This window comes from Serratia sp. SM04 (assembly GCF_040280225.1).
Taxonomy (GTDB): domain Bacteria; phylum Pseudomonadota; class Gammaproteobacteria; order Enterobacterales; family Enterobacteriaceae; genus Serratia; species Serratia sarumanii.
The window spans coordinates 708,387-733,049 of record NZ_JBEOQT010000022.1 but is presented as its reverse complement, the minus strand read 5'-3'; the positions used below and the strand labels follow the sequence as shown (position 1 = coordinate 733,049).

General features: G+C 61.7%; 20 protein-coding genes. 14 read left to right on the top strand and 6 right to left on the bottom strand.

Annotation, left to right across the window (positions count from 1 at the left end; all coding sequences use genetic code 11):
• Window positions 1-19 precede the first annotated feature (19 nt).
• Window positions 20-652, top strand: coding sequence for a TetR/AcrR family transcriptional regulator (locus tag ABTW55_RS24100; protein ID WP_033634603.1), 633 nt, complete (start codon window positions 20-22; stop codon window positions 650-652).
• A 188-nt stretch (window positions 653-840) separates the two neighbouring features.
• Here the strand turns inward: ABTW55_RS24100 and ABTW55_RS24095 are convergent, their stop codons facing one another.
• The gene (locus ABTW55_RS24095) at window positions 841-2,571 is read right to left on the bottom strand and encodes an ABC-F family ATP-binding cassette domain-containing protein (protein WP_060421167.1); all 1,731 of its coding nucleotides are present in this window, start codon (window positions 2,569-2,571) and stop codon (window positions 841-843) included.
• 450 nt (window positions 2,572-3,021) lie between these two features.
• On the opposite strand from ABTW55_RS24095, the gene ABTW55_RS24090 reads away from it, so the two are divergent.
• The gene (locus tag ABTW55_RS24090; protein WP_060422313.1) at window positions 3,022-5,451 is read left to right on the top strand and encodes a DUF3772 domain-containing protein; all 2,430 of its coding nucleotides are present in this window, start codon (window positions 3,022-3,024) and stop codon (window positions 5,449-5,451) included.
• Between the two features lie 48 nt (window positions 5,452-5,499).
• Here ABTW55_RS24090 and ABTW55_RS24085 read toward each other — a convergent pair whose 3' ends face one another.
• The gene (locus ABTW55_RS24085) at window positions 5,500-5,667 is read right to left on the bottom strand and encodes a hypothetical protein (RefSeq protein ID WP_223181989.1); all 168 of its coding nucleotides are present in this window, start codon (window positions 5,665-5,667) and stop codon (window positions 5,500-5,502) included.
• 632 nt (window positions 5,668-6,299) lie between these two features.
• Here ABTW55_RS24085 and ABTW55_RS24080 point away from each other — a divergent pair.
• The 3 genes from ABTW55_RS24080 to ABTW55_RS24070 all read left to right on the top strand — a co-directional run bounded on the left by ABTW55_RS24080 (window position 6,300) and on the right by ABTW55_RS24070 (window position 8,682).
• Window positions 6,300-7,742, top strand: a complete 1,443-nt coding sequence (locus ABTW55_RS24080; protein WP_033648375.1) for a diguanylate cyclase — start codon at window positions 6,300-6,302, stop codon at window positions 7,740-7,742.
• A gap of 104 nt (window positions 7,743-7,846) precedes the next feature.
• On the top strand, window positions 7,847-8,197 hold the full coding sequence (locus ABTW55_RS24075; RefSeq protein WP_033634599.1) for a DUF1428 domain-containing protein: 351 nt from the start codon (window positions 7,847-7,849) through the stop codon (window positions 8,195-8,197).
• Between the two features lie 11 nt (window positions 8,198-8,208).
• Entirely contained in the window at window positions 8,209-8,682 is a 474-nt protein-coding gene (locus ABTW55_RS24070; protein ID WP_033634598.1) for a VOC family protein, read from the top strand.
• Here the strand turns inward: ABTW55_RS24070 and ABTW55_RS24065 are convergent.
• Window positions 8,679-8,861: a hypothetical protein gene (locus ABTW55_RS24065; protein WP_154609294.1), complete on the bottom strand. Its 183-nt coding sequence runs from the start codon at window positions 8,859-8,861 to the stop codon at window positions 8,679-8,681. The two genes, ABTW55_RS24070 and ABTW55_RS24065, sit on opposite strands and share 4 nt — an antisense overlap.
• 81 nt (window positions 8,862-8,942) lie before the next feature.
• Here ABTW55_RS24065 and ABTW55_RS24060 point away from each other — a divergent pair, with 81 nt between their 5' ends.
• The 3 genes from ABTW55_RS24060 to ABTW55_RS24050 all read left to right on the top strand — a co-directional run bounded on the left by ABTW55_RS24060 (window position 8,943) and on the right by ABTW55_RS24050 (window position 13,210).
• Window positions 8,943-10,286: a D-serine ammonia-lyase gene (locus ABTW55_RS24060; RefSeq protein WP_060421164.1), complete on the top strand. Its 1,344-nt coding sequence runs from the start codon at window positions 8,943-8,945 to the stop codon at window positions 10,284-10,286.
• 385 nt (window positions 10,287-10,671) lie between these two features.
• A complete protein-coding gene (locus tag ABTW55_RS24055; protein ID WP_041035185.1) occupies window positions 10,672-12,027 on the top strand; it encodes an MFS transporter in 1,356 nt (451 codons plus the stop codon).
• 4 nt (window positions 12,028-12,031) lie between these two features.
• The gene (locus tag ABTW55_RS24050; RefSeq protein ID WP_033653116.1) at window positions 12,032-13,210 is read left to right on the top strand and encodes a 4-hydroxybenzoate 3-monooxygenase; all 1,179 of its coding nucleotides are present in this window, start codon (window positions 12,032-12,034) and stop codon (window positions 13,208-13,210) included.
• A gap of 70 nt (window positions 13,211-13,280) precedes the next feature.
• Here ABTW55_RS24050 and ABTW55_RS24045 read toward each other — a convergent pair whose 3' ends face one another.
• On the bottom strand, window positions 13,281-14,717 hold the full coding sequence (locus ABTW55_RS24045; protein WP_101426945.1) for a 6-phospho-beta-glucosidase: 1,437 nt from the start codon (window positions 14,715-14,717) through the stop codon (window positions 13,281-13,283).
• Between the two features lie 130 nt (window positions 14,718-14,847).
• Window positions 14,848-15,582: a MurR/RpiR family transcriptional regulator gene (locus ABTW55_RS24040; protein ID WP_033648369.1), complete on the bottom strand. Its 735-nt coding sequence runs from the start codon at window positions 15,580-15,582 to the stop codon at window positions 14,848-14,850.
• Window positions 15,583-16,068: 486 nt separating this feature from the next.
• Between ABTW55_RS24040 and ABTW55_RS24035 the strand changes: the two genes are divergently transcribed.
• From ABTW55_RS24035 to ABTW55_RS24020, 4 genes are all read left to right on the top strand, one after another.
• Window positions 16,069-16,542, top strand: a complete 474-nt coding sequence (locus tag ABTW55_RS24035; protein ID WP_060421161.1) for a (2Fe-2S)-binding protein — start codon at window positions 16,069-16,071, stop codon at window positions 16,540-16,542.
• Window positions 16,539-18,797 carry a molybdopterin cofactor-binding domain-containing protein gene (locus ABTW55_RS24030; RefSeq protein ID WP_060421157.1) on the top strand — a complete coding sequence of 753 codons (2,259 nt, stop codon included), beginning with the start codon at window positions 16,539-16,541 and terminating at the stop codon, window positions 18,795-18,797. The genes ABTW55_RS24035 and ABTW55_RS24030 overlap by 4 nt, the downstream gene beginning before the upstream one ends.
• A 27-nt stretch (window positions 18,798-18,824) precedes the next feature.
• The gene (locus ABTW55_RS24025; RefSeq protein ID WP_060421156.1) at window positions 18,825-20,123 is read left to right on the top strand and encodes a cytochrome c; all 1,299 of its coding nucleotides are present in this window, start codon (window positions 18,825-18,827) and stop codon (window positions 20,121-20,123) included.
• 69 nt (window positions 20,124-20,192) lie between these two features.
• Window positions 20,193-20,798: a nitroreductase family protein gene (locus ABTW55_RS24020; protein ID WP_060421153.1), complete on the top strand. Its 606-nt coding sequence runs from the start codon at window positions 20,193-20,195 to the stop codon at window positions 20,796-20,798.
• 208 nt (window positions 20,799-21,006) lie between these two features.
• Here the strand turns inward: ABTW55_RS24020 and ABTW55_RS24015 are convergent, their stop codons facing one another.
• The gene (locus ABTW55_RS24015; protein WP_060421148.1) at window positions 21,007-21,900 is read right to left on the bottom strand and encodes a DMT family transporter; all 894 of its coding nucleotides are present in this window, start codon (window positions 21,898-21,900) and stop codon (window positions 21,007-21,009) included.
• A gap of 129 nt (window positions 21,901-22,029) precedes the next feature.
• On the opposite strand from ABTW55_RS24015, the gene ABTW55_RS24010 reads away from it, so the two are divergent.
• Together ABTW55_RS24010 and ABTW55_RS24005 are read left to right on the top strand one after the other, a co-directional pair.
• Window positions 22,030-22,599: a helix-turn-helix domain-containing protein gene (locus tag ABTW55_RS24010; protein WP_033634588.1), complete on the top strand. Its 570-nt coding sequence runs from the start codon at window positions 22,030-22,032 to the stop codon at window positions 22,597-22,599.
• A 122-nt stretch (window positions 22,600-22,721) separates the two neighbouring features.
• Window positions 22,722-24,647, top strand: coding sequence for a DUF3857 domain-containing protein (locus ABTW55_RS24005; protein ID WP_033648359.1), 1,926 nt, complete (start codon window positions 22,722-22,724; stop codon window positions 24,645-24,647).
• Window positions 24,648-24,663 lie beyond the last annotated feature (16 nt).

Below are 24,663 nucleotides of genomic sequence, written 5' to 3'. Positions count from 1 at the left end.
TCTGGGCTGGAGAGAGAGCATGATCAACCGCCAACCGGGACGGCCGATGAAGGCCAGGCCACGGATACTGGAAACCGCCTGCGTTCTGTTTTTGCAGCAGGGCTTGGATATCTCGTTGGACGAGATAGCCAACGAGGCGGGAACCACCCGTCAAACCTTATATAATCACTTCCCGAGCAAAGACGCCCTGGTGCTGGAGACGTTCAACCATCTTATCGAGAAGATGCAGCCGCCGATCGCCGCCATTTTGGCTCAGGAGAGTATGGATTTACCGCAGGTGCTGGCGCGTTTCGCTTCGGTGGTGCAGGCGCATTTTTTCAGCGTTGATAACGTGCATTTTCAGCGGCTGATGGTGCAACTGCTGTTGCAGAAACCTGAGTTGTACGCCACGTTGCGTGAACGCAATGCCGGACGGGTGCTGCAGGCATTTGTGAAAATGTTGGAACAGGCGCGGCAACATGGGCAAGTCCAATTTGCTGATGCGCAGCCTCAGGCTATGGCATTTCTGGGCGCGGTGATGGGGTATCCGTTGCCGGCGGCTCTGTTATCCGACCAGTGGCCGACGCCGGAACAGTTGCAACAGATGGCCGAAGCGGCTATCACCGCGTTTCTTTTGGCCTGGCGATATTCGCCGCCTGCCATTACCGAATAACGAAAGAGAACGTGATCCTGGCGCTTTGCTGCATACGCAAAGCCACGGCCGGTATCGCCGCCCGCGCGGATTATCCTGGCTGGCCGACAGTGACCAGCAATCGGGATGCCGTGCGAACCAAGGGAAAGCGACAAGCGGCTTTCCATCAATACATCAATAAACAGGCCGCCGTTCGGCGGCCTGTGGGGTTAGCCCAGATTCAACCGGGCGGTGATGTCGGCAATCTCGCGGCGCCAGCGCGCCTGCAGCGCCGGTTTCTGGTGCTTCGGCTTGCGCGCCAGGTCGTCCTCCAGTTTGCTTTCTAGGGCCAACAGCGCGGCCAACAGCGCTTCTTCGTCTTCCAGTCGTTCGTGCGGCGTCGGACAGTCTGCGTTGGCCTTGCCCGCCGTCGGCAGCGCCGGCGCTTCGCCCGCCAGGCGCTGATACACCGGCGCCAGATCGTGCCACTCCTCCAGTTTTTGCTGGTCGATCAGCCAAAAGCGGTTGCAGCTCTGTTCGATCAGCATCCGGTCATGGGTGACCAACATGACGGCGCCGGCGAACTGGCGCAGCGTTTCCGCCAACTCTTCTTTGCCCGCCATATCCAGGTGGTTGGTGGGCTCGTCCAGCAGCAGCAGCGAATGGTTGGCCAGCGTCAGGCCGACGAACAGCAGCCGCGAACGCTCGCCGCCGCTCAGCGAACGGATCTGCTGATGATGGCGCAGGTAAGGGAAACCGGCGCCGATCAGCGCCATTTTCCGCTGTTCCTCGGTCAGCGGCGCAAACTGCGCCAGCGCTTCGCTCAACGTGTCTTCATCGCGCAGCTGTTGCAGGCTCTGATCGTAATAGCCGATGCGCACGCGCGGGTGGAAGAGCGCCGGGCGTTCCGTGGGCTGCTGATACGCCTGCCACAGCAAGCGCAGCAGCGACGATTTGCCGCAGCCGTTGCGCCCGACGATGGCGATGCGATCGCCGCTTTTCACCCGCAGATGTGCCAGGCTGAACAGCACCGGCGCCTCCGGCGCCGGGCGCACGGCCCATTGCGGCAGCGCCAGCAGGCGATCGGCGTCCAGCGCCTCTCCCTGCAGTCGCAGCCGCCACGGGCTGCCGGCGGTCAGGGTGGTCTGTTCTTCCTTCAACCGATCGACGCGCTTTTCCATTTGCTTGGCTTTGCGTGCCAGATCTTCGTTGTCATAGACCTTGCCCCAGGTCGCCAGACGTTTGGCGCTTTTTTCCACCCGGTCTATCTCTTTTTGCTCGGCCCGACGGCGGTGCTCGTCCGCAGCGTCCTGTTCCGCCAGCGCCTGACGCGCGGCGGAGCAGGGCAAGCGGAAAAACTGCAGCGTTTTGTCGCGCAGGATCCAGGTACAGTTGGTCACCTGATCGAGCAGATAGCGATCGTGCGACACCAGCACGAAGCTGCCGTTCCAGCTGCGCAAGAACTGCTCCAGCCACAGCAGCGTGGGCAGATCCAGGTGGTTGCTGGGCTCGTCGAGCAGCAGCAGATCGGGCTGACGGATCAGCGCGCGCGCCAGCAGCAGGCGGGTGTGCTGGCCGCCGCTAAGGGTGCCGGCGGTCAACGTCCAGCTCGCCGGCTCAAACCCCAGCTCGGCGAGCAGCGCTTCACAGCGCCAGCGTTCGCTGAGGTGTTGGCTCGCCGGAAGCCGCGCCAGCACCGCATCCAGCAGAGTGCTGGCGTGCAGCTCGGGCGGCAGGTGTTGTTCGATGCGCGCCATCAGGCACTGTTGTGACAATGTCACCGTTCCGCTGTGGATGGGCAGGGCGCCGCTGAGCAGTTGCAGCAGGGTGCTTTTGCCGCAGCCGTTGTCGCCGATCAAACCGATGCGATCGCCTTTTTTCAGGGTGAAGGAAATCTCGCTCAGCAGGACGCCGAACGCGTTGTCGTAACCGACAGATTGTGCAGACAGTAGTGTGCTCATTGCTTACTCAAGAGTTACAGGCATGACAATGCCTATCGTCAAACATCGCTGACGACAACCCGGTAAGCCGGAGGGAAGATCCTGGATTTTAGTAAGCTTCGCTCAAGCTGGGTTATCGCAGCACGATACCGGTAATGCTTGAGCGGCGACGATTACCAAAGAAGTGTGAGTGAAAAAACAATTCACACGTCAGCATAGTAAGTCTCCTTTTATTGGTTGCAGGTTAATCGGTGGCTGGAGTATAGAGCGCCTTGTGCCGTATCGCCAGTGTAAAAGCGCCTGAATAATCAGCAGGCTAAGGAGGGCGCGCGCGCGTGGCACACAATGGGAATAATTACTGTATTTCGGCCGACATTAAGCAGCTATTATAATTAGCGTTTATGGTTAAGCGACGGTTCATCCGCCGCCTGTTCGTCTGTCTATCAGATAATGATGCTGAGCACTGAATTTATGTTAAAGCCTCGCCCGTTCCTGCTGTTGTTGTTATTGCTGTTTGGTTTGCAACTGACGCCGTTCGGCGCCGTCGCCGCCGCCCAGGATGATCCCGCCGCCGAAAGCGCGCCCGATCCCGCTACGCAGCTGAAAGCCGCGCAAAAGCAGTTGGACAGCATGAAGCAGCTGGTTTCCAAAGCGACCACCGATACACAGCTCAGCAAACTGCGGCTGGCGACCGACGATCTGGTCGCCAGCATGGAAAAGCTCGCCACCGATCTGCAGCCCGAGCAGGACAAACTGAAAGCGCAGCTGGACGTCCTGGGGCCGGCCCCGGCTGCCGGCGCGCTGCCGGAAACCCCGGCGGTGGCCCAGCAGCGCAACGCGCTGAACAATAGCAAGAAACAGCTGGACGATGCGGTAAAACGCGCTCAGGCCATCAAGACCAGCGCCTTCGAGCTCGGGCAACAGATCGGCGATCTGCGCCGGGTGGCGTTTAAAACCCAGCTGGCACTGAATACCGGCAGCATTCTGGGCATCAAATTCTGGGCGCCGGTGCTGCAGCCGTCCGAAAATGACGTGCAGCGGCTGGATCAGTTCAACGCCGAGATGAAAGCGGCCTGGGATGCCAGTTGGCAGGACGAGTGGCGTTACGGCACGCTGGCGTTGTTGGCGCTGGCGGTGATTGTCTGGTCCTGGGGGCGCTATTTCTCCGAGCGTTTCCTCGCCTGGGTCAGCATCCGTTTCCTGCCGGACGGGCGTCTGCGCCGCAGCTTTATGGCGCTCGTCACCGTGGTGGTGACGGTGATCACCACCTCTATCGCGCTGAACCTGTTGTATTACGTCTTTGTTCGCGTGCAGCCGCTGCCGGTGATGCTGGAAGACTTCGCCGAAGGCTTTAACCGTCTGGGGATTTTCTGCGCGCTGATCGCCGGGCTGGGGCGTGCGGCGCTGTCGCTGAATCGCCCGTCGTGGCGCTTGGCTTCCATGGATAACGAGGTGGCCGCCGGGCTGCGTTACTTCTCGCCGCTGCTGGCCGGCCTGGCGTTGGCGTTCGGCACCGTGGAGCTGATCAACAACGTCGTCAGCGCCTCATTGGCCACCACCATCTTCGGCAACGGCCTGGTGGCGGGGCTGATCGGCATGGTGCTGCTGGCGGCGCCGCTGCGCGGCCAGCGCATTCGGCGCCGGCTGGAACAGCAGGGCGCGCACCTGGAAAAGCGCACGCTGGTCAGCGGGCTGGTGCACCTCGTCACCCTGGTCTGTTCGGTGGTGATCCTGTTTTCCCTGCTTATCGGCTACATCGCCTTCGCCCGCTTCCTGACCTACCAACTGATCTGGGTGGTGCTGGTGCTGATGGCGTTCTATTTTATGGTGCTGTTCGCCACCGATTTGTGCGCCGCGCTGTTTTCGCCGCAGACCGTCAGCGGCAAGATGCTGAAGAAAACGCTCAGCTTCAAGGATCGCCATTTGGAGCAGATGGCGATCATCACCACGGCGCTGGCCAAATGTTCGCTGTTGCTGTTGATGATTGTCTCGCTGTTCAACGGCTCGTTCGGCAGCACCACGCCGGGCTCGCTGATGGAGAAAATCGTCTCCATCCTGACCGGTGAAGGCTTGCAGCGTTTCAACATCGTGCCCGGCAACCTGCTCAACGCCGTGATCTGCCTGGCGATCGGCATCTATATTCTGCGCGCGGTGCGGCGCTGGCTGGGATCTGAACTGCTGCCGAAAACCATCTCGGACGTCGGCATCCGCGCCTCGCTGGTGACGCTGTTCAGCAATATCGGCTATGTGCTGGTGATACTGATCACCCTGGCGGCGCTGGGCATCCAGTGGAGCAACCTGGCGTGGATCGTCAGCGCCCTGTCGGTCGGCATCGGTTTCGGTTTGCAGGAGATCGTGAAGAACTTTATTTCCGGCCTGATCCTGCTGACCGAGCGCCCGGTGAAGGTGGGGGATATGATCGGCATCGGCGGCGTGGAAGGCGACGTGCGGCGCATCAACGTGCGCGCCACCGAAATCCAGCTCAGCGACCGCTCCACCATGATCGTACCGAACTCGCAGCTGATCTCGCAGAACGTGCGCAACGCCACCATGGGCAACGCGCAAGGGGTGGTGACCATCGCGCTGACGTTTCCGACCGACATTGATCCGGAGCAGGTGCGCAATATTCTGCTTAACGCTTACCACGAATACGAAAACATCCTGGAAACGCCGGCGCCTTACGTGCGCTTCAGCCAGCTGGGGCCGGACGGCATTATCCTGAGCGTGACCGGCTATGTGCCGAGCCCGCGCATGGTCGGCGCGACCAAGAGCGAACTGCTGTTCAACATCCTCAAGCTGCTGCGCGCGCAGCGTGTCAGCCTGTCCAGCCCGCAGGAAGTGGTGTTTATGAAGCAGCAGGCGACGCGATATCAGGCCAACGAAGAGGAACACTCCTCCTAGTTCAGCCTTGAGGCGGCGGGCCGTTAAGCGACGGCCCGCCGAATGCGGCTAGTACATCGACGGCTCCACCGATTGCGAACAGTCGCTGTTGGCGCTGGATTTGGTGCAGGTATAAGGCTCATTCGGCGAGGCCGGAGGCGCATTCGACGGGCCGCCACCGCCGCCGATGCACCCGCTCAGCATCAGCATCAAAAACACGAGAGTAATCTTCTTCATCTCACCGTCCTCCATTGCGATTCCTCCCTTAAGTATATGTCGGGAAAGCGAACGGCACCGCTCGCCGGTGCGATCTATACATCCTTCGATGCCTTGTTGGCGCACAACGTCGGCGAATGAGGAGGAAAAGATGCAAACCGACGACGAGTTGACCCGCTTCCAGGCAGGGCTGTGTCAACTATGACGGCGCGCGTCTGGCGGCGCTGCCGTGCGCCAGTCACTTCGCGTCGCTGCTGCGGCCGGCGTTGTTCAACCGTGCGCTGATGGATTTTCTCGCTGGTGTAGCCTTCAATGAGTGTTAAGAAGAACTATTCTTGGTATCGATAAATATTTCCAACTATAAATGTCTCCGCACATCGCCCAATCTTATTTTACTTTTTAGGAACAAGACGGCGGTTTTTGCCGGTGTCAGGCCGGCTTGGGCGTGGCTGCTTCAGCAGTTTCTGCGCCAGACGAGCAACTGCCGTCAATACATTGATACACAAATATATTTTCCCTTGATGAATAAACAGGTGCTCGGGCCGCTAAAACTGGCAATAATAGGCGGGTCGGCCGCTTATCTTCTCCTCATCGTCGACGGTTGTGACACGAACAGATTGTCACCTTACACAGCAGAAGTCTCTGGATCCAAGATGCAAACCACCTCGTTGTCCGATACCCGGAAAATCTGGCCCGCACTCACCGTCTTTTTGTTGGTGTTCGCGGCTTGCCTGCTGGGCATCGTCAGCCGTCCCGTCGGATTTTTGGCGGTATTCTGGCCGGTCAACGCCGTACTGCTGGCGGTTCTGGTGCGCTGCCCGCAGTGGGCTACGCGCGCCGGCTGGGGCATGGCGGTGCTGGGGTATCTGGCGGCGGATCTGCTGACCGGCAGCTCGCTGCAAAAGGCGTTGCTGCTGAACGCCGCCAATCTGACCGGCGTGGTGGTGGGGTATCTGCTGTTCATGCGGCTGTCGCCGCCGGCGCGCATGCTGCAGCGCGGCGCCTCCAGCATGTACCTGTTCGGTATTTGCCTGGCCGCCGCCGCCGCGACCGGTGTGGTGGGCGCGGGAGTCTCGCAGTGGCTGTTCGGCAGGCCCTATTTAACCTCGCTGGCGCTGTGGTTCTCGTCCGAATTCACCAACTACGTCACGCTGATGCCGTTTATTCTGGTGTTTCCCGCTGATTGGCGCTATCGCCTGCGCGTGGCCTGCGCCATGTTGACGCAGCGCAGCCAATGGCCGCAGGCGGGGCGGAAAATGGCGGTGTTGGCGCTGCTGGCGCTGGCGGCGGTCTGCAGCGTGCTGATCGGCGGCCCCGGCGCGGTGATCTTTCCCATGCCGGTGCTGCTGTGGCTGGCGATGTCCTTTTCGCTGTTCAGCACCATGATCGCGGTGCTGGTTTATGTGCTGTGGTGCCATCTGGCGATCGATTTCGGGTTGCTGAGCACCACGCTCGACATGAAGGTGCTGCAGAACACGGTATCGATGCGTTTGGGCATCGCGCTGCTGGCGCTGGGGCCGATTGCCGTCGCCAGCATGAACTATGCGCGCAACGCGCTGTTGCGCACGCTGGAGCACGTGGCGAGTCACGATGCGTTGACCCACGTGCTGACGCGCAATGCGTTTATGCAGCGCGGCGAGCGAGTGATAGACCAGAAAGGCGAGCTGGTGTGCGTCATGATGCTCGACATCGATTACTTCAAATCGATCAATGATCGTTTCGGCCACGCCGGTGGCGATCAGGCGCTGATGGCGTTTACCCGTGCGATTGCCGCCGATCTGAGCGTCGATGATCTGTTCGGCCGCATGGGCGGGGAAGAGTTCGCCATCGTCTCGACGCTCGGCCAGCCGCAGCAGGGGGTGCAGCTGGCCGAACGGCTGCGGCAACGCATTGAGGCGGAATCGATCACCATGCCGGCCGGCCATCCGCTGCAGATCACCGTCAGCATCGGCATGGTAACCTGCCCGGGCGGTTCCGGCCACAGCCTGGCCGACCTGCTCAAACTGGCGGATCTGGCGGTATACAAAGCGAAAAACGCCGGCCGTAACCGGGTCGCCACGCCGGAATCTTGCCCGCCGAACGATCCTGACCGCTGAACTTCCGATCCGTGCCGCACGCCCGCCGTCTAAACTGGTAGGGGGCGCGGACTACTTTGCCCGCGCTGAACCGACTGTCCTTAATCAGACAAGAGGATATCAGAATGAAATACGTAGACGGGTTTGTGGTGGCGGTGCCGGCCGCCAATAAGGAGGCATATCACCGGTTGGCGGCCGCAGCGGCGCCGCTGTTTAAAGAGTTTGGCGCTACGCGCGTCGTGGAGTGCTGGGGCGATGATGTGCCCGACGGCAAACTTACCGACTTTCGCGGCGCGGTGAAGGCGCAGGAAGGCGAAGTGGTGGTGTTCAGCTGGATAGAGTACCCCTCCAAGGCGGTGCGCGACGCCGCCAACGAGAAAATGATGAACGATCCGCGCATGAAGGCGCTGGGCGAGATGCCGTTTGACGGCAAGCGCATGATCTTTGGCGGGTTCGCGCCGATCCTCGATACCTGAAGGAGGCGCAGATGGCCAGAATTACGCAACATCTGTGGTTTGAAAAAGACATGGAGGCGGCGCTGAATTGCTATGTCGCGCTGATCCCCGGTTCGTCCGTGAACTGGTTTTCCGATCTGCCGGCGGATACGCCGAGCGGCCCGGCCGGCAGCGTGAAGCTGGCTTCCTTCACCCTGGGCGACCAGCGCTATGCGGCGATCGAAGCCGGGCCGCTGGATCCGTTCAACCACAGCTTCTCCGTGATGGTGGAATGCGACGATCAGGCGGAGGTCGACCGGCTGTGGGACGCGTTGTGCGTGGGCGGCGAGGCGGAGCAGTGCGGCTGGCTGCGCGATCGTTGGGGGTTGTGCTGGCAGATCGTGCCACGGCGTCTGACCGAACTGATGAACGATCCCGACGCCGCCCGCGTGCGGCGGGTTACGGAAGCGATGCTGCTGATGGGCAAAATCGATATCGCCGGCCTGGAAGCGGCGGCGCGGGGTTAGCGGATAAAAGATGCATCGAGAGCGCAGCACTTAACGCATCGGCGCTGGTTTCCCTCGGCATTCCCGGCGGCACCGCCGCGAAAACCGGCGGTGCGCCGATTTTGCCGGGCGTGGCGGGTATTCTGATCTGGTTTGGCGTCGCGGCCGGGTAGCGCCGCGCTTGCATCAATCTGTTGCATCTCAAGCTCAGTATTTATCATTTGTCAGCCGCCGGCGTTCGCGGCATGGTGACGGCAACGCCAAATCAGTCAGGGACACTTATGCAAAAATCACAGATTCAACCGTGGGTTGCGCAGCATCCGCTGTTGCAACGAATGGTCGCCCTCGAGCCTATCACCTGGTTCAATCCGCGCGCGACAACGCTGGCCGCAGGCTTGCCCCATGTCGGCCTGACCGCCGCCGACGTCGCCGCCGCGGAGCAGCGCCTGGCGCGCTTTGCGCCTTATCTCGCCGTGGCCTTCCCGGAAACCCGGCCGACAAAGGGGATCATCGAATCCGAGCTGGTGGCGATCCCCGCCATGCAGCAGGCGTTGGACCTGCGCTATGGGCTGCGGCTTGGCGGGAAGCTGCTGCTGAAAAAGGACAGCCATCTGCCGATCTCCGGCTCAATCAAGGCGCGCGGCGGCATCTACGAGGTGCTGACGCACGCGGAGACGCTGGCGCTGGAGGCGGGGCTGCTGCAGATCGGCGACGACTACGCCCGGCTGTTTTCCGACGAGTTTCGCCAGTTCTTCCGCCAGTACCGCATCGCCGTCGGTTCGACCGGCAACCTGGGGCTCTCTATCGGCATCATCAGCGCCCGACTGGGGTTTGACGTCAGCGTCCACATGTCGGCGGATGCGCGGGCGTGGAAGAAGCAAAAGCTGCGCGACAACGGCGTCACGGTGGTGGAGTACGCCGAAGATTACGGCGTGGCGGTCGAGCAGGGGCGCAAGCAGGCGGCGAGCGATCCGCGCTGTTTCTTTATCGATGATGAAAACTCGCAAACCCTGTTTCTCGGCTACGCGGTGGCCGGCGGCCGCCTGAAGCGGCAGTTTGACCAACAGGGCATCGTGGTGGACGCACAGCATCCGCTGTTCGTGTATCTGCCGTGCGGCGTCGGCGGTGGGCCGGGCGGCGTGGCGTTTGGCCTCAAGCTGGCCTTCGGCGACCATGTTCACTGCGTTTTCGCCGAGCCGACCCATTCGCCCTGCATGTTGCTCGGCGTTTACAGCGGGCTGCACGACGGCATTGCGGTGCAGGATCTTGGCATCGATAACCGCACCGCGGCGGACGGGCTGGCGGTGGGACGCGCCTCCGGCTTTGTCGGCCGGGCGATGGAGCGTCTGTTGAGCGCATTTTACACCCTGAGCGACGAAGAGATGTTTGCGCTGCTCGGGCTGTTGGACAAGCACGAGCATATCCAGCTGGAGCCGTCCGCGCTGGCCGGCATGGCCGGGCCGTGGCGCGTTGCGGCCCAGGCGCGGCAGCTCAGCGAACAAGGCATCAGCACAGAGAACCTGGCGCAGGCGACGCACCTGGTGTGGGCGACCGGTGGCGGCATGGTGCCGCCGGCGGAAATGGCGAAGTACCTCGCCGCCGGGCAGGCGTCTCTGAGTCAATAAGGGCGTTTCTTGCGCTCGCTCCCTTTTTAGAGGGCGAGCGCCGTTCGAAAAGCGTCTGTGCCTTCAGGCCGATGGTCAGCGCCAAACAGGGCAGTGGCAATGTTTCTGAAATGTTAATTGAATCACAAACCCTCATTCTGTGGTAACGGAAAAAACAATCCCATCCAATTAATAGTAAATAAAATTATTTTATTTACCGTCCTCTGATGTTCGTTTATCGCACGCTTATTGTTTTAACAATATTGAAGCATTCGCCGTGGGATGGTTTGATTTAATTGTCGATTAACGAACTATGTTCCGATAATCGCACAAATTAACCCTCTTGCCGGTACGCAGCCGGTTGTTCTGTGCGGTGAGGGTTGCCGCACCCCCTGAGGAGCAAGCCATGCCACACGATAACAACGTAGAAATCCGAGGGTTTATCGATGACCAGCCATTTTCTCGCTACCAGTGGTTGATACTGGTTTTGTGTTTTTTAGCGGTAGCGCTGGACGGCTTCGATACCGCCATTATCGGTTTCATTGCCACGTCGCTGGTGCAGGAATGGGGAATAGAAAAAACCTCTCTGGGGCCGGTGATGAGCGCTGCTTTGGTCGGCCTGGCGGTGGGCGCGTTGGCCGCCGGGCCGTTGGCGGATCGCATCGGGCGCAAGAAAGTGCTGGTGATCTCGCTGCTGCTGTTCGGCGGCTTCAGTTTGCTGACCGCCTTCGCCGGCTCGCTGTCGACGCTGACGTTGTTGCGTTTCCTGACGGGGCTGGGATTGGGGGCGGCCATGCCCAATGCCGCCACGCTGATGTCGGAATATGCGCCTCAGCGCTGCCGGGCTCTGATGGTGAATCTGATGTTTTGCGGTTTTCCTCTCGGCTCATCGCTGGGCGGCTTTTCTTCCGCCTGGCTGATCCCGCATTTCGGCTGGCAGAGCGTGATGGTGCTGGGTGGCGTTATGCCGCTGCTGCTGGCGCTGGTCTTGATCGCCGCCTTGCCCGAATCCGCGCGCTTTATGGTTGCGCGCGGCTATGCCGCAGAACGCATCGCCAAAGTGTTGAAGCGCATTGCGCCACTCCCAAAGACGCCGCATTTCATGTTGCAGGAAGAGGGGCAGATAAAGGCGGCCTCGCCGCTGGGGATGATTTTTTCCCGTCGCTATCTGCTGGGCACCTTGATGCTGTGCCTGACTTACTTTATGGGGTTGATGATTTTCTATCTGCTGACCAGTTGGCTGCCCCTGTTGATCCGTGAAACCGGCGCTTCCGTCACGCAGGCGTCGCTGATCACCGCGCTGTTTCCGCTCGGCGGGGGGCTTGGCGTATTGATTATCGGTTGGTTGATGGATCGCATGAACCCGCACAAGGTGGTGGCCGTCGGCTATTTGCTCACCGGCCTGTTCGTCGGCATCATCGGCTTTGTCTATAGCTACCCGCCGCTGATGGCGATCACGGTGTTCATCGCCGGCACCTGCATGAACGGCGCGCAGTCATCCATGCCGGCCCTGGCAGCCGGATTTTATCCCACCCAGAGCCGGGCGACCGGCGTGGCATGGATGCTCGGTCTCGGGCGTTTTGGCGGCATTCTGGGGGCGATGAGCGGTGGTGCGCTGATGCAGATGCAGCTGTCGTTCAGCACCATATTCACACTGCTGGCCATCCCGGCGCTGATCGCGGCGCTGGCGTTGATCGCCAAGCACCTTTCCGGCTACCCGGCGCTGCCGGCGCCGCTCAATAAAAATGCTGTGAGGGAATAATACTATGCGCACACAGGTTGCGATAATCGGCGCCGGACCGGCCGGCTTGATGTTGTCTCATCTGCTGCATCTGCATGGCGTGGAATCGGTGGTGTTGGAAACGCGCAGCCGGGCGGCGGTGGAATCGACCATTCGCGCCGGGGTGCTCGAACAAGGGACGGTCGATCTGCTCAACCAGGTCGGATTGGGAGAGCGGATGCGGCGGGAAGGGGCGCGGCATCAGGGCATCCGGTTGGCATTCGGTGGCCGTCAGCACCGCATCGATCTGGCAGGATTGACCGACCGCGCCGTCACCGTTTATGCCCAGCACGAAGTCTTGAAAGACCTGATCGCCGCGCGTGTGGCGGCGCAGGGGCAACTGTTTTTCGAGGTGGAGCAGGTTGAATTGAAGGCGCTGGACAGCGCGCAGCCCGAGGTTCACTACCGTCACGCAGACCAGCCGCGCCGGCTCCGCTGCGACTTCGTCATCGGATGCGACGGATTCCACGGCATCAGCCGCGCGGCGATGCCCGGCGGGCTGCGGCAGGATTACACCCGCATCTATCCGTTCGGCTGGTTCGGCATTCTGGTCGAAGCGCCGCCGTCCAGCGATGAGCTGATCTACGCCTGCCATCCGCGCGGCTTTGCGCTGATCAGCACCCGTTCGGCCGGTGTACAGCGCATGTATTTTCAGTGTGATCCGGCGGAACAGGTCGATCAATGGTCGGACGATCGCATCTGGCACGAACTGGAACAGCGGCTGGAAAACCATGAAGGCTGGGCGCTGAAAAAGGGCCGTATCTTCCAGAAAAACGTGGTCGGCATGCGCAGCTTCGTTACAGAACCGATGCGCTACAGACGCCTGCTGCTGGCGGGCGACGCGGCGCATATCGTGCCGCCGACCGGCGCCAAAGGGCTGAATCTGGCGATGGCCGATGTCTGCCTGTTGTCCCAGGCGCTGGAAACATTTTACCGGCGAGGCGACTGGCAACGGCTGGACGAGTACAGCGACACCGCTTTGCAGCGGGTCTGGCGCGCAGAGCATTTTTCCTGGTGGATGACCCACATGCTGCATACCCGTCGGGACGACACGCCTTTCGAGCATCGGCTGCAACTGTCAGAATTGCAGTACACGGTGAAATCGCGCAGCGCCATGACGATGCTGGCGGAGAATTATGTCGGGGCGCCATTCCCGGCACTATAAGCGAAAATGCCCATGCCGTGAGGCATGGGCGGCGTGCGGCGAGCAGGGCCACCTGATTGCCTGCGTGCGGTTACAGCTGTTCGCCGTTGCTGGCGATCACCCGGCGGTACCAGTCGAAGCTCTTCTTGCGCGAGCGCTCGAGCGTGCCGGTGCCGTCGTCGTGTTTGTCGACGTAGATGAAGCCGTAGCGTTTGCTGTACTCGCCGGTGGTGAACGACACGCAGTCGATGCAGCCCCACGGCGTGTAGCCGATCAGGTCTACGCCGTCTTCAATCACCGCTTTTTTCATCTCTTCGATATGGGCGCGCAGATAGTCGATGCGGTAGTCATCGTTGATCTGACCGTCCGCTTCCACCTTGTCGAAGGCGCCGAAGCCGTTCTCCACGATAAACAGCGGCTTCTGGTAGCGTTCATACAGCACGTTCAGCGAATAGCGCAGCCCGACCGGATCGATCTGCCAGCCCCAGTCGGAGGCCTTGACGTGCGGGTTCGGCACGTTGCCCGGGAAGCCGAACATGCCGTCGCTGCCGTCCACCGCGTTAGCCTGCAGGGCGTTGCTCATGTAATAGCTGAAGCCGATGTAGTCGGTGCAGCCCTCGCGCAGGATCTGCGCGTCCTGCGGCTGCATCTCTATCTTCAGCCCTTTGCGTTCCCAATCGCGCAGCAGGTAGCTTGGGTAGTAACCGCGCATCTGCACGTCGGTATACAGATAGCGTTGGTGCATCGCCTCGACGGCGTACATCACGTCGTCCGGCTTGCAGGAGTACGGGTAGAACGGCACGCAGGCCAGCATGCAGCCGATCTTGAATTCCGGGTTGATCTGATGGCCGAGTTTGACCACCTGCGCGCTGGCGACGAACTGGTGGTGCAGCACCTGATACAGCGCCTGTTCCGGGTTGTCTTCCCGGGTGTAGTCCACGCCGGAGCAGCAGTAGCCGAACAGCGGATAACGGTAGTTGCTCTGGTTGTTGATCTCGTTGAAGGTCATCCAGTACTTCACTTTTTCGCGGTAGCGGCGCATCACCACCTCGCTGAAGCGCACGAAGAACTCCACCACCCGGCGATTTTTCCAGCCGCCGTAGGCCTTCACCAGATGGTAAGGCATTTCGAAGTGCGACAGGGTGATCACCGGCTGGATGCCGTATTTCAGCAGTTCGTCGAACAGGTCGTCGTAAAACTGCAGGCCGGCTTCGTTCGGCGCCGCTTCGTCGCCGTTCGGGAAGATGCGCGTCCAGGCGATCGAGGTGCGGAAGCATTTGAAGCCCATCTCGGCGAACAGCGCCACGTCCTGCTTATAGCGGCCGTAGAAATCCACCGCTTCGTGGTTGGGGTAGCGATAGCCGTCGAGCACGCCGTCGGTCATCACGCGATCCACGCCGTGCGAGCCGCCGGACAGCACGTCGGCGATGCTGGGCCCTTTACCGCCCCGATCCCAACCGCCTTCAACCTGGTGCGCGGCGACCGCGCCCCCCCACAGAAAATCCTTCGGCAACTGTTTCATCGTCAATGTCTCATCGGTTTATTTAATGAAGGGTAATAACGCTGCGTTGAGAATAGAGTAGCAAGAGCGAAAGAAATGTCACGATATAACAAATCACCGTGGAAAGTGATTTGTCACAATAAAAAAACAGCCTGTTTTATTTGGCCGAATTAATATGCCCAAGCCGTTTGCCGATGGTTTCAATAATGTAAAGCACGGGGATCTGCGTGGTGATATTGTGATGCCCGCCGATCAAATGCTGCGGAACGTGGTAGGAGAGGTTGAAGTCCGCCAGCCGCGCCAGCGAAGAGGTTTCGTTGTTGGTAATGCTGATGATCTTGCAGTGGTGCAGGCTGAACTGGCTGGCCAGCCGCAGGATCTCTTCGGTTTCGCCGGTAACCGACAGCACGATCGCCACCGCGTTTTTATACATGTCGCTGTTGACGGGATAATAAGGGTCGTCGATATGAGTGCTGAATTTCCCGACGTTGGAAAAAAAACGCGCGCCATATTTCCCCAATGCGCCTGAGGTGCTGATGCCGACGAAAATAATTCTCTCGGCGGCGGCGATATGCTGCACCGCCTGATCGATCAGCTGATTAAACTCATCGTTGCTGACGCTTTTAAAAAAGCTGAGGATTTCGCCGATGCCGGAATCGACCGGCGGTGCATCGCTCTGTTCGAGATACAGCTTGAAACGGATGCGAAATTCCGAATAGCCGTCACAGCCCATTTTCTTGCAAAACCGCAGCACGGTGGTGGTGGACACGCCGGCGGCCTCGGCCAGCTCGCGGATGGTCATGTACATCACTTGATTCTTGTGTTTGCTGACGTAGTTATAAACCATCAGCTCCAGGGCGTTGAGCTCGGCGATTGCTTTATGGGTAAACATGAGTCGGTCCGGCGGCTGAAAACGGGAAGCTTATCTGCGGCTTAACATAGCAAAATTCACCGCCGCTGGCACTGCCGGGCAAAAAGAAAAGCCGCACCAGTCAGGCGCGGCCCAGGGTTCACGACGAACAAATAAAGCAAAACGTTCCGGAAGACATGCCATGAAAACGCGTTTCATCACACCGGGTTAGCATAAGTCAGCGGATCCCGGCGGCAAAATGCCGGTTTCTGCTTTCTAAAGTGAAAGATCGGCAAAGTTATGGCGCCGAGGCCGCGTTGACGAACGCCAATAATCGCGGCGCGCAATCATAAAACCGAGCTTATCTATAGGAAATTTATAGAAAATACCCACTTTTCGTTAAAGCCATGGCGACTACATTCCCTTAACATTATCAAGTCTTTTGATGATAATTATTAGCACGCTGCGCAATTATTCGTCGCAGTGATGTTACGGATTAAATCCGTTTGTTTAAGGGATAGTTTCACCATGGAAATCAATGTTAATGGCCGGGTGGTTCCACTCGGCGATATCTCGCCCGAGACCCCGCTGCTGTACGTTTTACGCAACGATCTGCAATTGAACGGCCCCAAATACGGCTGCGGCCTGGGGGAGTGTGGCGCCTGCACGGTGCTGATCGACGGCGTCGCCGCACGCTCCTGCTCAATGCCGCTGTCTGCCGTAGGAAACAAATCCGTCACCACGCTGGAAGGCCTGGGCAGCGCGGAAGCGCCGCATCCGGTACAGCAAGGGTTTATTGATGAGCAGGCGGCGCAGTGCGGTTACTGCGCCAACGGCATGATCATGACGCTGGTCGCGCTGTTCGAACGCGAGCCGCAGGCCGACGAACAAACCATCAAGAAAGAATTGGCCTACAACCTGTGCCGCTGCGGCACGCATATCGAGATCTTGCAAGCCGCCGAGCGTGCCCGCGATCTGCTGGCCGCGCGGAGGCAAGCATGAGCCGCCTCGAACTGACCCGCCGCCAGCTGCTGCAGGCCGGCGGTGTGGTGATGGTCAGCAGCCTGCTGCCTGCGCCATTGAGCGCCTTCGCCGCCGATGCGGTGACATCGCCCGCCGATCTGCCGCTGGATCGGGTGGACAGCTTTATCAGCCTCAGCGCCGACGGCCGGGTGACGGCGTTCAACGGCCACGTCGATCTGGGCACCGGCATTCGCACCGCGCTGGCGCAGATCGTCGCCGATGAAATTTGCGTGCCGTTTGATCACGTCACGATGATCCTTGGCGATACGCAACGCACGCCGGATCAGGGGCCGACCATCGCCAGCGCCACCCTTCAGGTGACCTCAGTGCCGCTGCGGCAGGCGGCGGCGCAGGTGCGACAGATGCTGACGGCGCTGGCGGCCAAAGCCTTCGAACTGCCGGCCGAACAGCTGACGGCGGCGGCGGGGCAGGTATTTGTGACCAGGAACCCAGGGCGATCGCTGAGCTATGCGCAGCTGGCGAGTGGGCAAAATCTGCACGTGATGCTGGATAAAAACGTGCAGTTGAACAGCGAACGGCAGAACCACTACGTGGGCCGTGCCGTGCCCCGGGTCGATATTCCGGCCAAGGTCAGCGGTGGGCTGACCTACGTCCACGACCTGCGCTTGCCCGGCATGCTGCATGGCCGCGTGGTGCGCCCGCCATACGTAGGCGCCGACAGCAGCGCGCCGTTGGGCGGCGGCCTGCTGTCGGTGGATGAAAGCTCGATCGCGCACCTGCCGGGCATCGTGAAACTGGTGGTGATCAACGATTTCATCGGCATCGTGGCCGAGCGCGAGGAGCAGGCGATCGCCGCCATGCGCCAACTGAAAACCGAATGGAAACCCTGGGCCGGGTTGCCGGATCTGTCGCCGGAAGCGCTGCCCGCCGCGCTGGAGGCCAATCCGAAAACCGACCGCGTGCTGCGCGACGACGCGGGCACTGACGCCGCGCTGGCATTGCTGCATACCGAAGTGCAGGCCGACTATGTCTGGCCTTACCATCAGCACGCCTCGATCGGCCCTTCCTGCGCGGTGGCGGAAGTCAAAGACGGGCGGGCGCAGGTGTGGTCCGGCACGCAAAACCCGCACGATCTGCGCAAAGACATCGCCAGGCTGCTCGAGCTGCCGCCTGGGCAGGTGCACATCACCCGCATGGAGGCCTCCGGCTGCTATGGCCGCAACTGCGCCGACGACGTCTCGGCGGACGCGGCGCTGCTGGCGCGGGCCACCGGCCGGCCGGTGCGCGTGCAGCTGATGCGCGAACAGGAATCCGGCTGGGAGCCGAAGGGCACCGGCCAGCTGATTCGGGTGCGCGGCGGCCTCGACGCGCAAAACCGGGTGACGGCCTACGAATTGAAAACCAGCTACCCCTCCAACAATGCCGTGACCTTGCCGCTGGTGCTGACCGGCAAAGTGGCCAACCGGGCCGACGTGCAGCAGATGGGCGATCGCACCGCCATTCCGCCATATGAGTATCCGCACATGCGGGTAATCTGCCAGGACGCCGCGCCGATCGTGCGGGCTTCGTGGATGCGCGGCGTTTCGGCGCTGCCCAACGTGTTCGCCCATGAGTCCTGGATCGACGAGCTGGCCTGGCGCGCCGGCGAGGATCCGATCGCGTTTCGTTTGCGCTATCTGAACGATCCGCGCGCGGTGGCCTTGATTGAAGCCCTGAAACGGCAGGCGAACTGGCAAGACGGCCCGGCGCACCGCTCGCGCGCCGCCGGCGCCGAAGTGGTGAGCGGCCGCGGCTTCGCCTATGCGCGCTATTTTCACAGCAAATTCCCCGGCTTCGGCGCCGCCTGGGCGGCCTGGGTGTGCGATCTCAGCGTCAACCGCCGCTCCGGGCAGATCACGCTCGATAAAATCTTCGTGGCGCATGACTGCGGCCGCATGATCAACCCGGCCGGGGTGCGCCATCAGGTGCACGGCAACGTTATCCAGTCCGCCAGCCGGGTGCTGAAAGAGTTTGTGACCTTCAACAAGACGGGGGTGACGTCATTGGACTGGGGCGGCTATCCGATCCTGCGTTTCGACGAGTTGCCGCAGATCGATATCCAGCTGATCGATCGCCCGGAGGAAGCGCCGATGGGCGCCGGAGAATCCGCCTCGGTGCCGAGCGCGGCGGCGATCGGCAACGCGCTGTTTGACGCGCTCGGCGTGCGCCTGCGCGAGGTGCCGTTTACGCCGGCGCGGGTGCTTGCCGCGCTGCGCGCCCAGGCCGGCCATTAATCCCCGTCACGAACAAGGACAGCAAAGATGAGTAAGATGAAAAAGATCGCCGGGTGGGGCGGGGTTACGGTGCTCGCCGTGGTGGCGGCCGGCGTTGTCGCCAGTTGGCAACCGGAAATCGCGCCGCTCGCCGCCGATGCGACGAACAGTTTTAGCGAGGCACAGATCGCGCGCGGCAAAACGCTGGCCGATCTCGGCGATTGCGCGGTGTGCCACACCCGCTCAGGCGGCGAGCGCAACGCCGGCGGGCTGGCGATGGCGATCCCCTTCGGCACCATTTACAGCACCAACATCACGCCGGACGTGGAAACCGGCATCGGTAGCTGGAGCTACGCGGCGTTTGAACGCGCCATGCGCCACGGCGTCGATCGCCAGGGCCGCTACCTTTATCCGGCGTTTCCCTACACCGCCTTTACCCGCACGAGTGACGACGATCTGCAGGCGCTGTACGCCTACCTGATGTCGCAGCCGCCGGTCAACTATCGGCCGCCGGTCACCGATCTGCACTTTCCGTTCAATATCCGCCAGGGCATCTTCGCCTGGAACCTGCTGTTCCTGACGCCGGGCGCGATGCAGGAAAACCCGGCCCAAAGCGCCGCCTGGAACCGCGGCGCTTATCTGGCCGAAGGGCTGGGGCACTGCAGCGCCTGCCACTCGCCGCGCAACGTGTTGTTCGGCGAGAAAACCGGTAGCGACCACCTGGCCGGCGGCGTGGCGGAAGGCTGGACGGCGCCGGCGTTGACCGGCCGCTCGCCCGCGCCGCTCGATTGGACGCAGCAGGATCTGGTCGATTTCATGCGTACCGGCTACTCGGCCAACCACGGCGTGGCCGCCGGCCCGATGGCGCCGGTGATCAAAGAAGGGTTGTCCCGCTTGCCGCAGGCGGATCTGCAGGCGATCGCCGTCTATCTGCGCAGCTATCATCCTGAAACGGCGGCGGGCGCGACGGCGGCCACGTTGAACGCTAAGGCGGAGCGGCAGGTCGAGCCCCTGAGCTCGCAAGGCGCGCGGCTGTTTTCCGGCGCCTGCATGGCTTGTCATGCGCAGGAAAAGGGCGCGCAGATGGCGGGGGTGCGGCCTTCTCTGGCGCTGAACACCAACCTGTTCGCCGAGGCGCCGGACAACGCCATTCGCGTGGTGCTGGATGGCATACAGCGGCCGGCGAACGCCGAACTGGGCTATATGCCGGGCTTCCGCCATAACCTGGATGACGCGCAGATCGCCATCCTGCTCAACTATCTGCGGCAGCACTACGCCGGTCAGGCGCCGTGGCCCGATCTGACCGCGCAGGTCAGCCGTTTGCGCGCCGAAACCGCGCAGAAATAGCCGTCGGGGGCTGGACAGCCGCGTCGCGTTGGCGACAATAGGATCTTTCACATGGACAGGGGCAGTAAAATGAATACGTTAGACGCAATCAGCCAGCGCCGCGCCACCAAACAGTTTGATGCGCAGCACGTGATGACGCTCGAAGAGAAAAAAGCGTTGCTGACTATCGCGCTGCAGGGCGCACCCAGCGCTTTTAACCTGCAGCACTGGCGCCCGCTGCTGATCGAAGATCGCGCCCAGCGCGAGAAAATTCGCGAAGCGGCGTGGGGGCAGGCACAGGTCACCGACGCGTCGATGCTGGTCGTGCTGTGCGGCGATCTGTCGAGCTGGGAGTCACAGGTAAAAAACGTCTGGGCCGAGGCGGCGGAGCCGGTACAGCAGTTCATGATCCCGGCCGTCGATCAGTATTATCGCGGTAAGCCGCAGGTACAGCGCGACGAAGTGATGCGCAGCAGCGGCATCTTCGCCCAGACGCTGATGCTGGCGGCCAAGGCGCAGGGCTACGACTCTTGCCCGATGGACGGGTTTGATTTCGACGCCGTGGGCGAGATCATCAACAAACCGGCGCACTATCAGATCGCGCTGATGGTCGCCATCGGCAAAGCGGCGGGGCAGCCTTATCCACGCATCGGCAAACTGCCGTTCGACGAGGTGGTGAAAACCGATCGTTTCTGAGCTGGGCGGTGAATGACAAAAGGGAAGGCTTGCGCCTTCCCTTATTTTTTGCGACGCACAGTTCGTTCCAGTAGCTGAAACGGATGCGCCGTTGCAGGCGGTGATGCCACATGGCCAACTCCTTCTACCCTACACGGTTTAAATAAATAGCACCGCGCCGGGCGCAAGACGAATGCCTTATTGTGCATAGCTTGCCCGCCGGACGGGATTAACCGGTTTTATCAGCCCGCCGGGCGACCGGCGAGAGCCGCCAGCCGAAGTTCATGCCCGCCGCTGCCCCCAGGATCGCCAGCGTGCCCAGTAGCTGCAACAGGCTGAGGCGGTGGCCGAATGCCGCCCAGTCCACCACGATCGCCACCGCCGGGTAGATGAACGACAGGGCGCCGACCAGAGAGGTGGGGATCTTCTGAATGGCGCCGTACAGCAGCGTGGACATCAAGCCGGTATGCACCAGGCCGAGGGTCGCCAGCAGCAGCCAGTCGATCGGGGCCGCAGGCGGCGTGGCCAGGCCGGCGAACGGGGTCATCACCAGCGCGCCGACGGTAAGCTGAATCAACACGATCAGCTGCGGCGGCAGCGCGGCCAGCTGTTTGACGATCGCCGCCGCAATGGCGTACATCAGGGCCGCACCCAACGCCAGCGCCACGCCGAGCAGATAGTCATCGCCGCCGCCGTTTTGCCGGCCGGTGACGATCAACACCATTCCCGCGAACGCCAGCAGAAGCCAGCCCAGCCGATTAGCCGTCAGCTTTTCGCCGAACAGCAGCGCCCCCAGCGCCACCAACATGAACGGCTGAACGTGGTAGGTAACGGTGGCGACCGCGATCGAGGCATGCGCATAGGCGGCAAACAGCAGCGTCCAGTTGAGCACCAGGGCGATTCCCCCCAGAATGGCGAAGCTCAGCTGGCGCCGGTTGATCGCACCTGATTTCAGCTGACCGAGTGCGGCGCAGGTCGCCAGCATGGCCAGCGCGCCGAACGCGCAGCGCCAAAACACCACCGTCGCGGGCGGCTGCCCTAAAACGAGCACCGGCCACCCCACGGTGCCGGAGATGGTCATGGCGAGGATCATTTGCACTGCGCCGCGCGTTTTCGTTTTCATGTGGTTTCCCTCGTTGCCTGCCCGCACTTGCGGCAAAGCGGTGCAATCATTAAAATGAACAATCGAACATTATGATGAACATGAATACGAGTGTTCGTCAAGTCGAACAAATGGATGGTATAGCGAACAATGAGCGATAGCCTAATGCAGAACATCACGCCGATCGGCCTCTTGTCGGCGGCGATCCGCCGCGAGCGGGAGCGAGTGAACCTGTCCGTCACCGAACTGGCGAAGCGCGCGGGCATCGCCAAGTCCACGCTGTCGCAGTTGGAAGCCGGCAGCGGCAATCCCAGCCTGGAAACGCTATGGGCGCTGGCGATGGCGCTGGATGTGCCGGTCAGCCGGCTGATTTCACAGCCGAGCAGGCAGGTGCAGGTGATCCGCGCCCATGAGGGAACGCCGGCACTGTCGGAGCAGGGCAACTACGCCGCCACGCTGCTGGCCACCTGCCCGCCGGGGGCGCAGCGCGACATTTACCGGCTGCGGGTGCAGCCCGGAGAAGCCAAGCTCTCCCGGCCGCATCCTCCCGGCACCGTCGAACATGTGATTATCAGCAGCGGGCGCGCGCGCCTGGGGCCGGCAGACCAGCCGCAGGAGCTGAGCGCCGGCGATTACATCAGCTATTCCGCCGATCGCGAGCACGTTTTCGAAGCGCTGGAGCCGGAGACCACCGCCGTGATGCTGATCGAACAGGGCTAACCCGGCGTTGACGGTTCGTTTATTGAAAATGATTCTCAATTATATTAGTGTGCCCGACTGTTTTGACGCCGGGACGGGCGCGTAGCCCGGCGTCGCTGTTTATTGCCCTTCAAGGACCGAAGATGAAAATCGCTATTCCTTCCCTGCTGTTATTCGCCGGTTTGACGGCGACGCACCCGGCCACCGTGTTGGCCGTCGCACCGCCCGCCGCGGCGGATCAGGGCCAGAACGACACGGCCAACAACGATTTCAGCTTCGTACGCTATCGCGCGGATTACCGCGTCAACGCCAACGCCACCAACGTGAAGACGGAAAGTTACGAAGTGCTGCTGAAGACCAAGGCAGCGGTCGAGAAATTCAGCCAGATCCGCCTGAGCTACAGCGAAAAAATGGAAACGCTGGAGGTGGTCGCCGCCTACACGCTGACCGCCGACGGCCAGCGCCACGACGTGGCGCCCGATCGCATCTATACCCAGGAGAGTTACTCCAGCGCCACGGCGCCGCTGTATGCCGACCGTAAAGTGCGCGTCATCGTGTTCTCCAACCTGGCGCCGGGATCGCGCGTGGTGTATGAGCTGCGCCGCACGCAAAACACGCCGTATTTCCCCGACTATTTCGGCCTGTGGGAGACGTTCAGCGTTTTCGATCAGTTCGACGATGCCGAAGTGACCCTGCAGGCGCCGGCCAAGCTGCCGATGCATATTTTCACGCGCGGCGTGGCGGGCGGAGACAAGCCGCAGATCCGCGACGGGCAGGCGCACTGGCGCTGGCATTATTCACGCAGCGCGCCGATGAAATCGCAAAACTGGGCGGCGGACAGCTGGACCTTCAGCCCGACCATCATGGCCAGCACCTACCGCGAGTGGCCGCAGTTGGCCAAGGCCTACCAGCTGAAGGCCGGCGCGGCGGCGAAGGTGACGCCGGGCATCCAGGCGTTGGCGGACAACATCACCGCCGGCATCAGCGATCGGCGCGAGCAGGCGGAGGCCCTCTATCGCTGGGTGGCGCAAAACATTCGCTACGTGGCGGTGTACCTGGGCAACGGCGGGCTGGAGCCGAATTCGGCGCAGAGCATTCTCGACAACCACTACGGCGACTGTAAGGACCACGTGGTGATCCTGGAGGCGCTGCTCGCCGCCAAAGGCATTGCAAGCTCGCCGGTGCTGATCGGCATGGACGAAGGCCCGATACTGCCTAAAGTGCCGCTGCTCAGCCGCTTTAATCACGCCATCACCTACGTGCCGGAATTCAAACTGTACCTGGATTCCACCAATCCGTGGGCGCGCTTCGGGCAACTGCCGGAAGGCGATCTGGGGGCGCCGGTGCTGCTGACGCGCGACGCCAAGCTGGCGCGCACGCCGGGCAGCGACGAGCAGCCGGTCAAGAGCGCGCTGAGCGTCGATTTCGTGTTCGACAAAGCGGGCAATCTGCACGGGCAAACCGAGCGTCGGCTGAGCGAAGTGGAAGAGATTGACCTGCGGGGCTACTTCTCGCAGATCAACCGGCAGAACCGGGCGCAGGCCGAAGCGTCGATCATGTCCGCCTCCGGCATCGACGGCAGCGGCGAGGTGGCGATGAACAGCGATCCGCTGGATCTCAAAAAACAGTTCGGTTACCGCTTCCGCTTCAAGGCGGACGACTACGTCGATTTCGGCGTGGTGGGTGGCATGACGCTGCCCAATCCGCCCGGCGGCAAATCGTTCCGCACGCTGTATACCACCACGGCGGCGCCGGGCAACGAAACGCCGTTCTACTGCAGCGCGCAGCGCTACGACGAAACCTACCGTCTGCAGCTGCCGGCCAACGTGCCGATCATCGCCATCCCGCAAGACAGGCAGTTCCGCAATGCGGCGGGCGACTATCGTGTGGCGTGGCGGCGCGACGGGCAGCAGGTGATCGTCAATCATCAGCTGCAGGTGAACGCCATCCGCGGCAAGGAGGCGCTGTGCCAGGCGCAGGATTACCCGGCGTTCCGCGAGCTGTTCCAGCAGGTGCGGCGCGGTTTCCGCGGCCAGGTGGTGTACGGCGAATTGGCCACCGGCAAGTAAGCCGATGCCCCGTCGC

Bases quoted from the DNA above. Each gene is read 5' to 3' on its own strand.
- ABTW55_RS24100 (WP_033634603.1), top strand. From the start codon at position 20: ATGATCAACCGCCAACCGGGACGGCCGATGAAGGCCAGGCCACGGATA.
- ABTW55_RS24095 (WP_060421167.1), bottom strand. From the start codon at position 2,571: ATGAGCACACTACTGTCTGCACAATCTGTCGGTTACGACAACGCGTTC.
- ABTW55_RS24090 (WP_060422313.1), top strand. From the start codon at position 3,022: ATGTTAAAGCCTCGCCCGTTCCTGCTGTTGTTGTTATTGCTGTTTGGT.
- ABTW55_RS24085 (WP_223181989.1), bottom strand. From the start codon at position 5,667: ATGAAGAAGATTACTCTCGTGTTTTTGATGCTGATGCTGAGCGGGTGC.
- ABTW55_RS24080 (WP_033648375.1), top strand. From the start codon at position 6,300: ATGCAAACCACCTCGTTGTCCGATACCCGGAAAATCTGGCCCGCACTC.
- ABTW55_RS24075 (WP_033634599.1), top strand. From the start codon at position 7,847: ATGAAATACGTAGACGGGTTTGTGGTGGCGGTGCCGGCCGCCAATAAG.
- ABTW55_RS24070 (WP_033634598.1), top strand. From the start codon at position 8,209: ATGGCCAGAATTACGCAACATCTGTGGTTTGAAAAAGACATGGAGGCG.
- ABTW55_RS24065 (WP_154609294.1), bottom strand. From the start codon at position 8,861: ATGCAACAGATTGATGCAAGCGCGGCGCTACCCGGCCGCGACGCCAAA.
- ABTW55_RS24060 (WP_060421164.1), top strand. From the start codon at position 8,943: ATGCAAAAATCACAGATTCAACCGTGGGTTGCGCAGCATCCGCTGTTG.
- ABTW55_RS24055 (WP_041035185.1), top strand. From the start codon at position 10,672: ATGCCACACGATAACAACGTAGAAATCCGAGGGTTTATCGATGACCAG.
- ABTW55_RS24050 (WP_033653116.1), top strand. From the start codon at position 12,032: ATGCGCACACAGGTTGCGATAATCGGCGCCGGACCGGCCGGCTTGATG.
- ABTW55_RS24040 (WP_033648369.1), bottom strand. From the start codon at position 15,582: ATGTTTACCCATAAAGCAATCGCCGAGCTCAACGCCCTGGAGCTGATG.
- ABTW55_RS24035 (WP_060421161.1), top strand. From the start codon at position 16,069: ATGGAAATCAATGTTAATGGCCGGGTGGTTCCACTCGGCGATATCTCG.
- ABTW55_RS24030 (WP_060421157.1), top strand. From the start codon at position 16,539: ATGAGCCGCCTCGAACTGACCCGCCGCCAGCTGCTGCAGGCCGGCGGT.
- ABTW55_RS24025 (WP_060421156.1), top strand. From the start codon at position 18,825: ATGAGTAAGATGAAAAAGATCGCCGGGTGGGGCGGGGTTACGGTGCTC.
- ABTW55_RS24020 (WP_060421153.1), top strand. From the start codon at position 20,193: ATGAATACGTTAGACGCAATCAGCCAGCGCCGCGCCACCAAACAGTTT.
- ABTW55_RS24015 (WP_060421148.1), bottom strand. From the start codon at position 21,900: ATGAAAACGAAAACGCGCGGCGCAGTGCAAATGATCCTCGCCATGACC.
- ABTW55_RS24010 (WP_033634588.1), top strand. From the start codon at position 22,030: ATGAGCGATAGCCTAATGCAGAACATCACGCCGATCGGCCTCTTGTCG.
- ABTW55_RS24005 (WP_033648359.1), top strand. From the start codon at position 22,722: ATGAAAATCGCTATTCCTTCCCTGCTGTTATTCGCCGGTTTGACGGCG.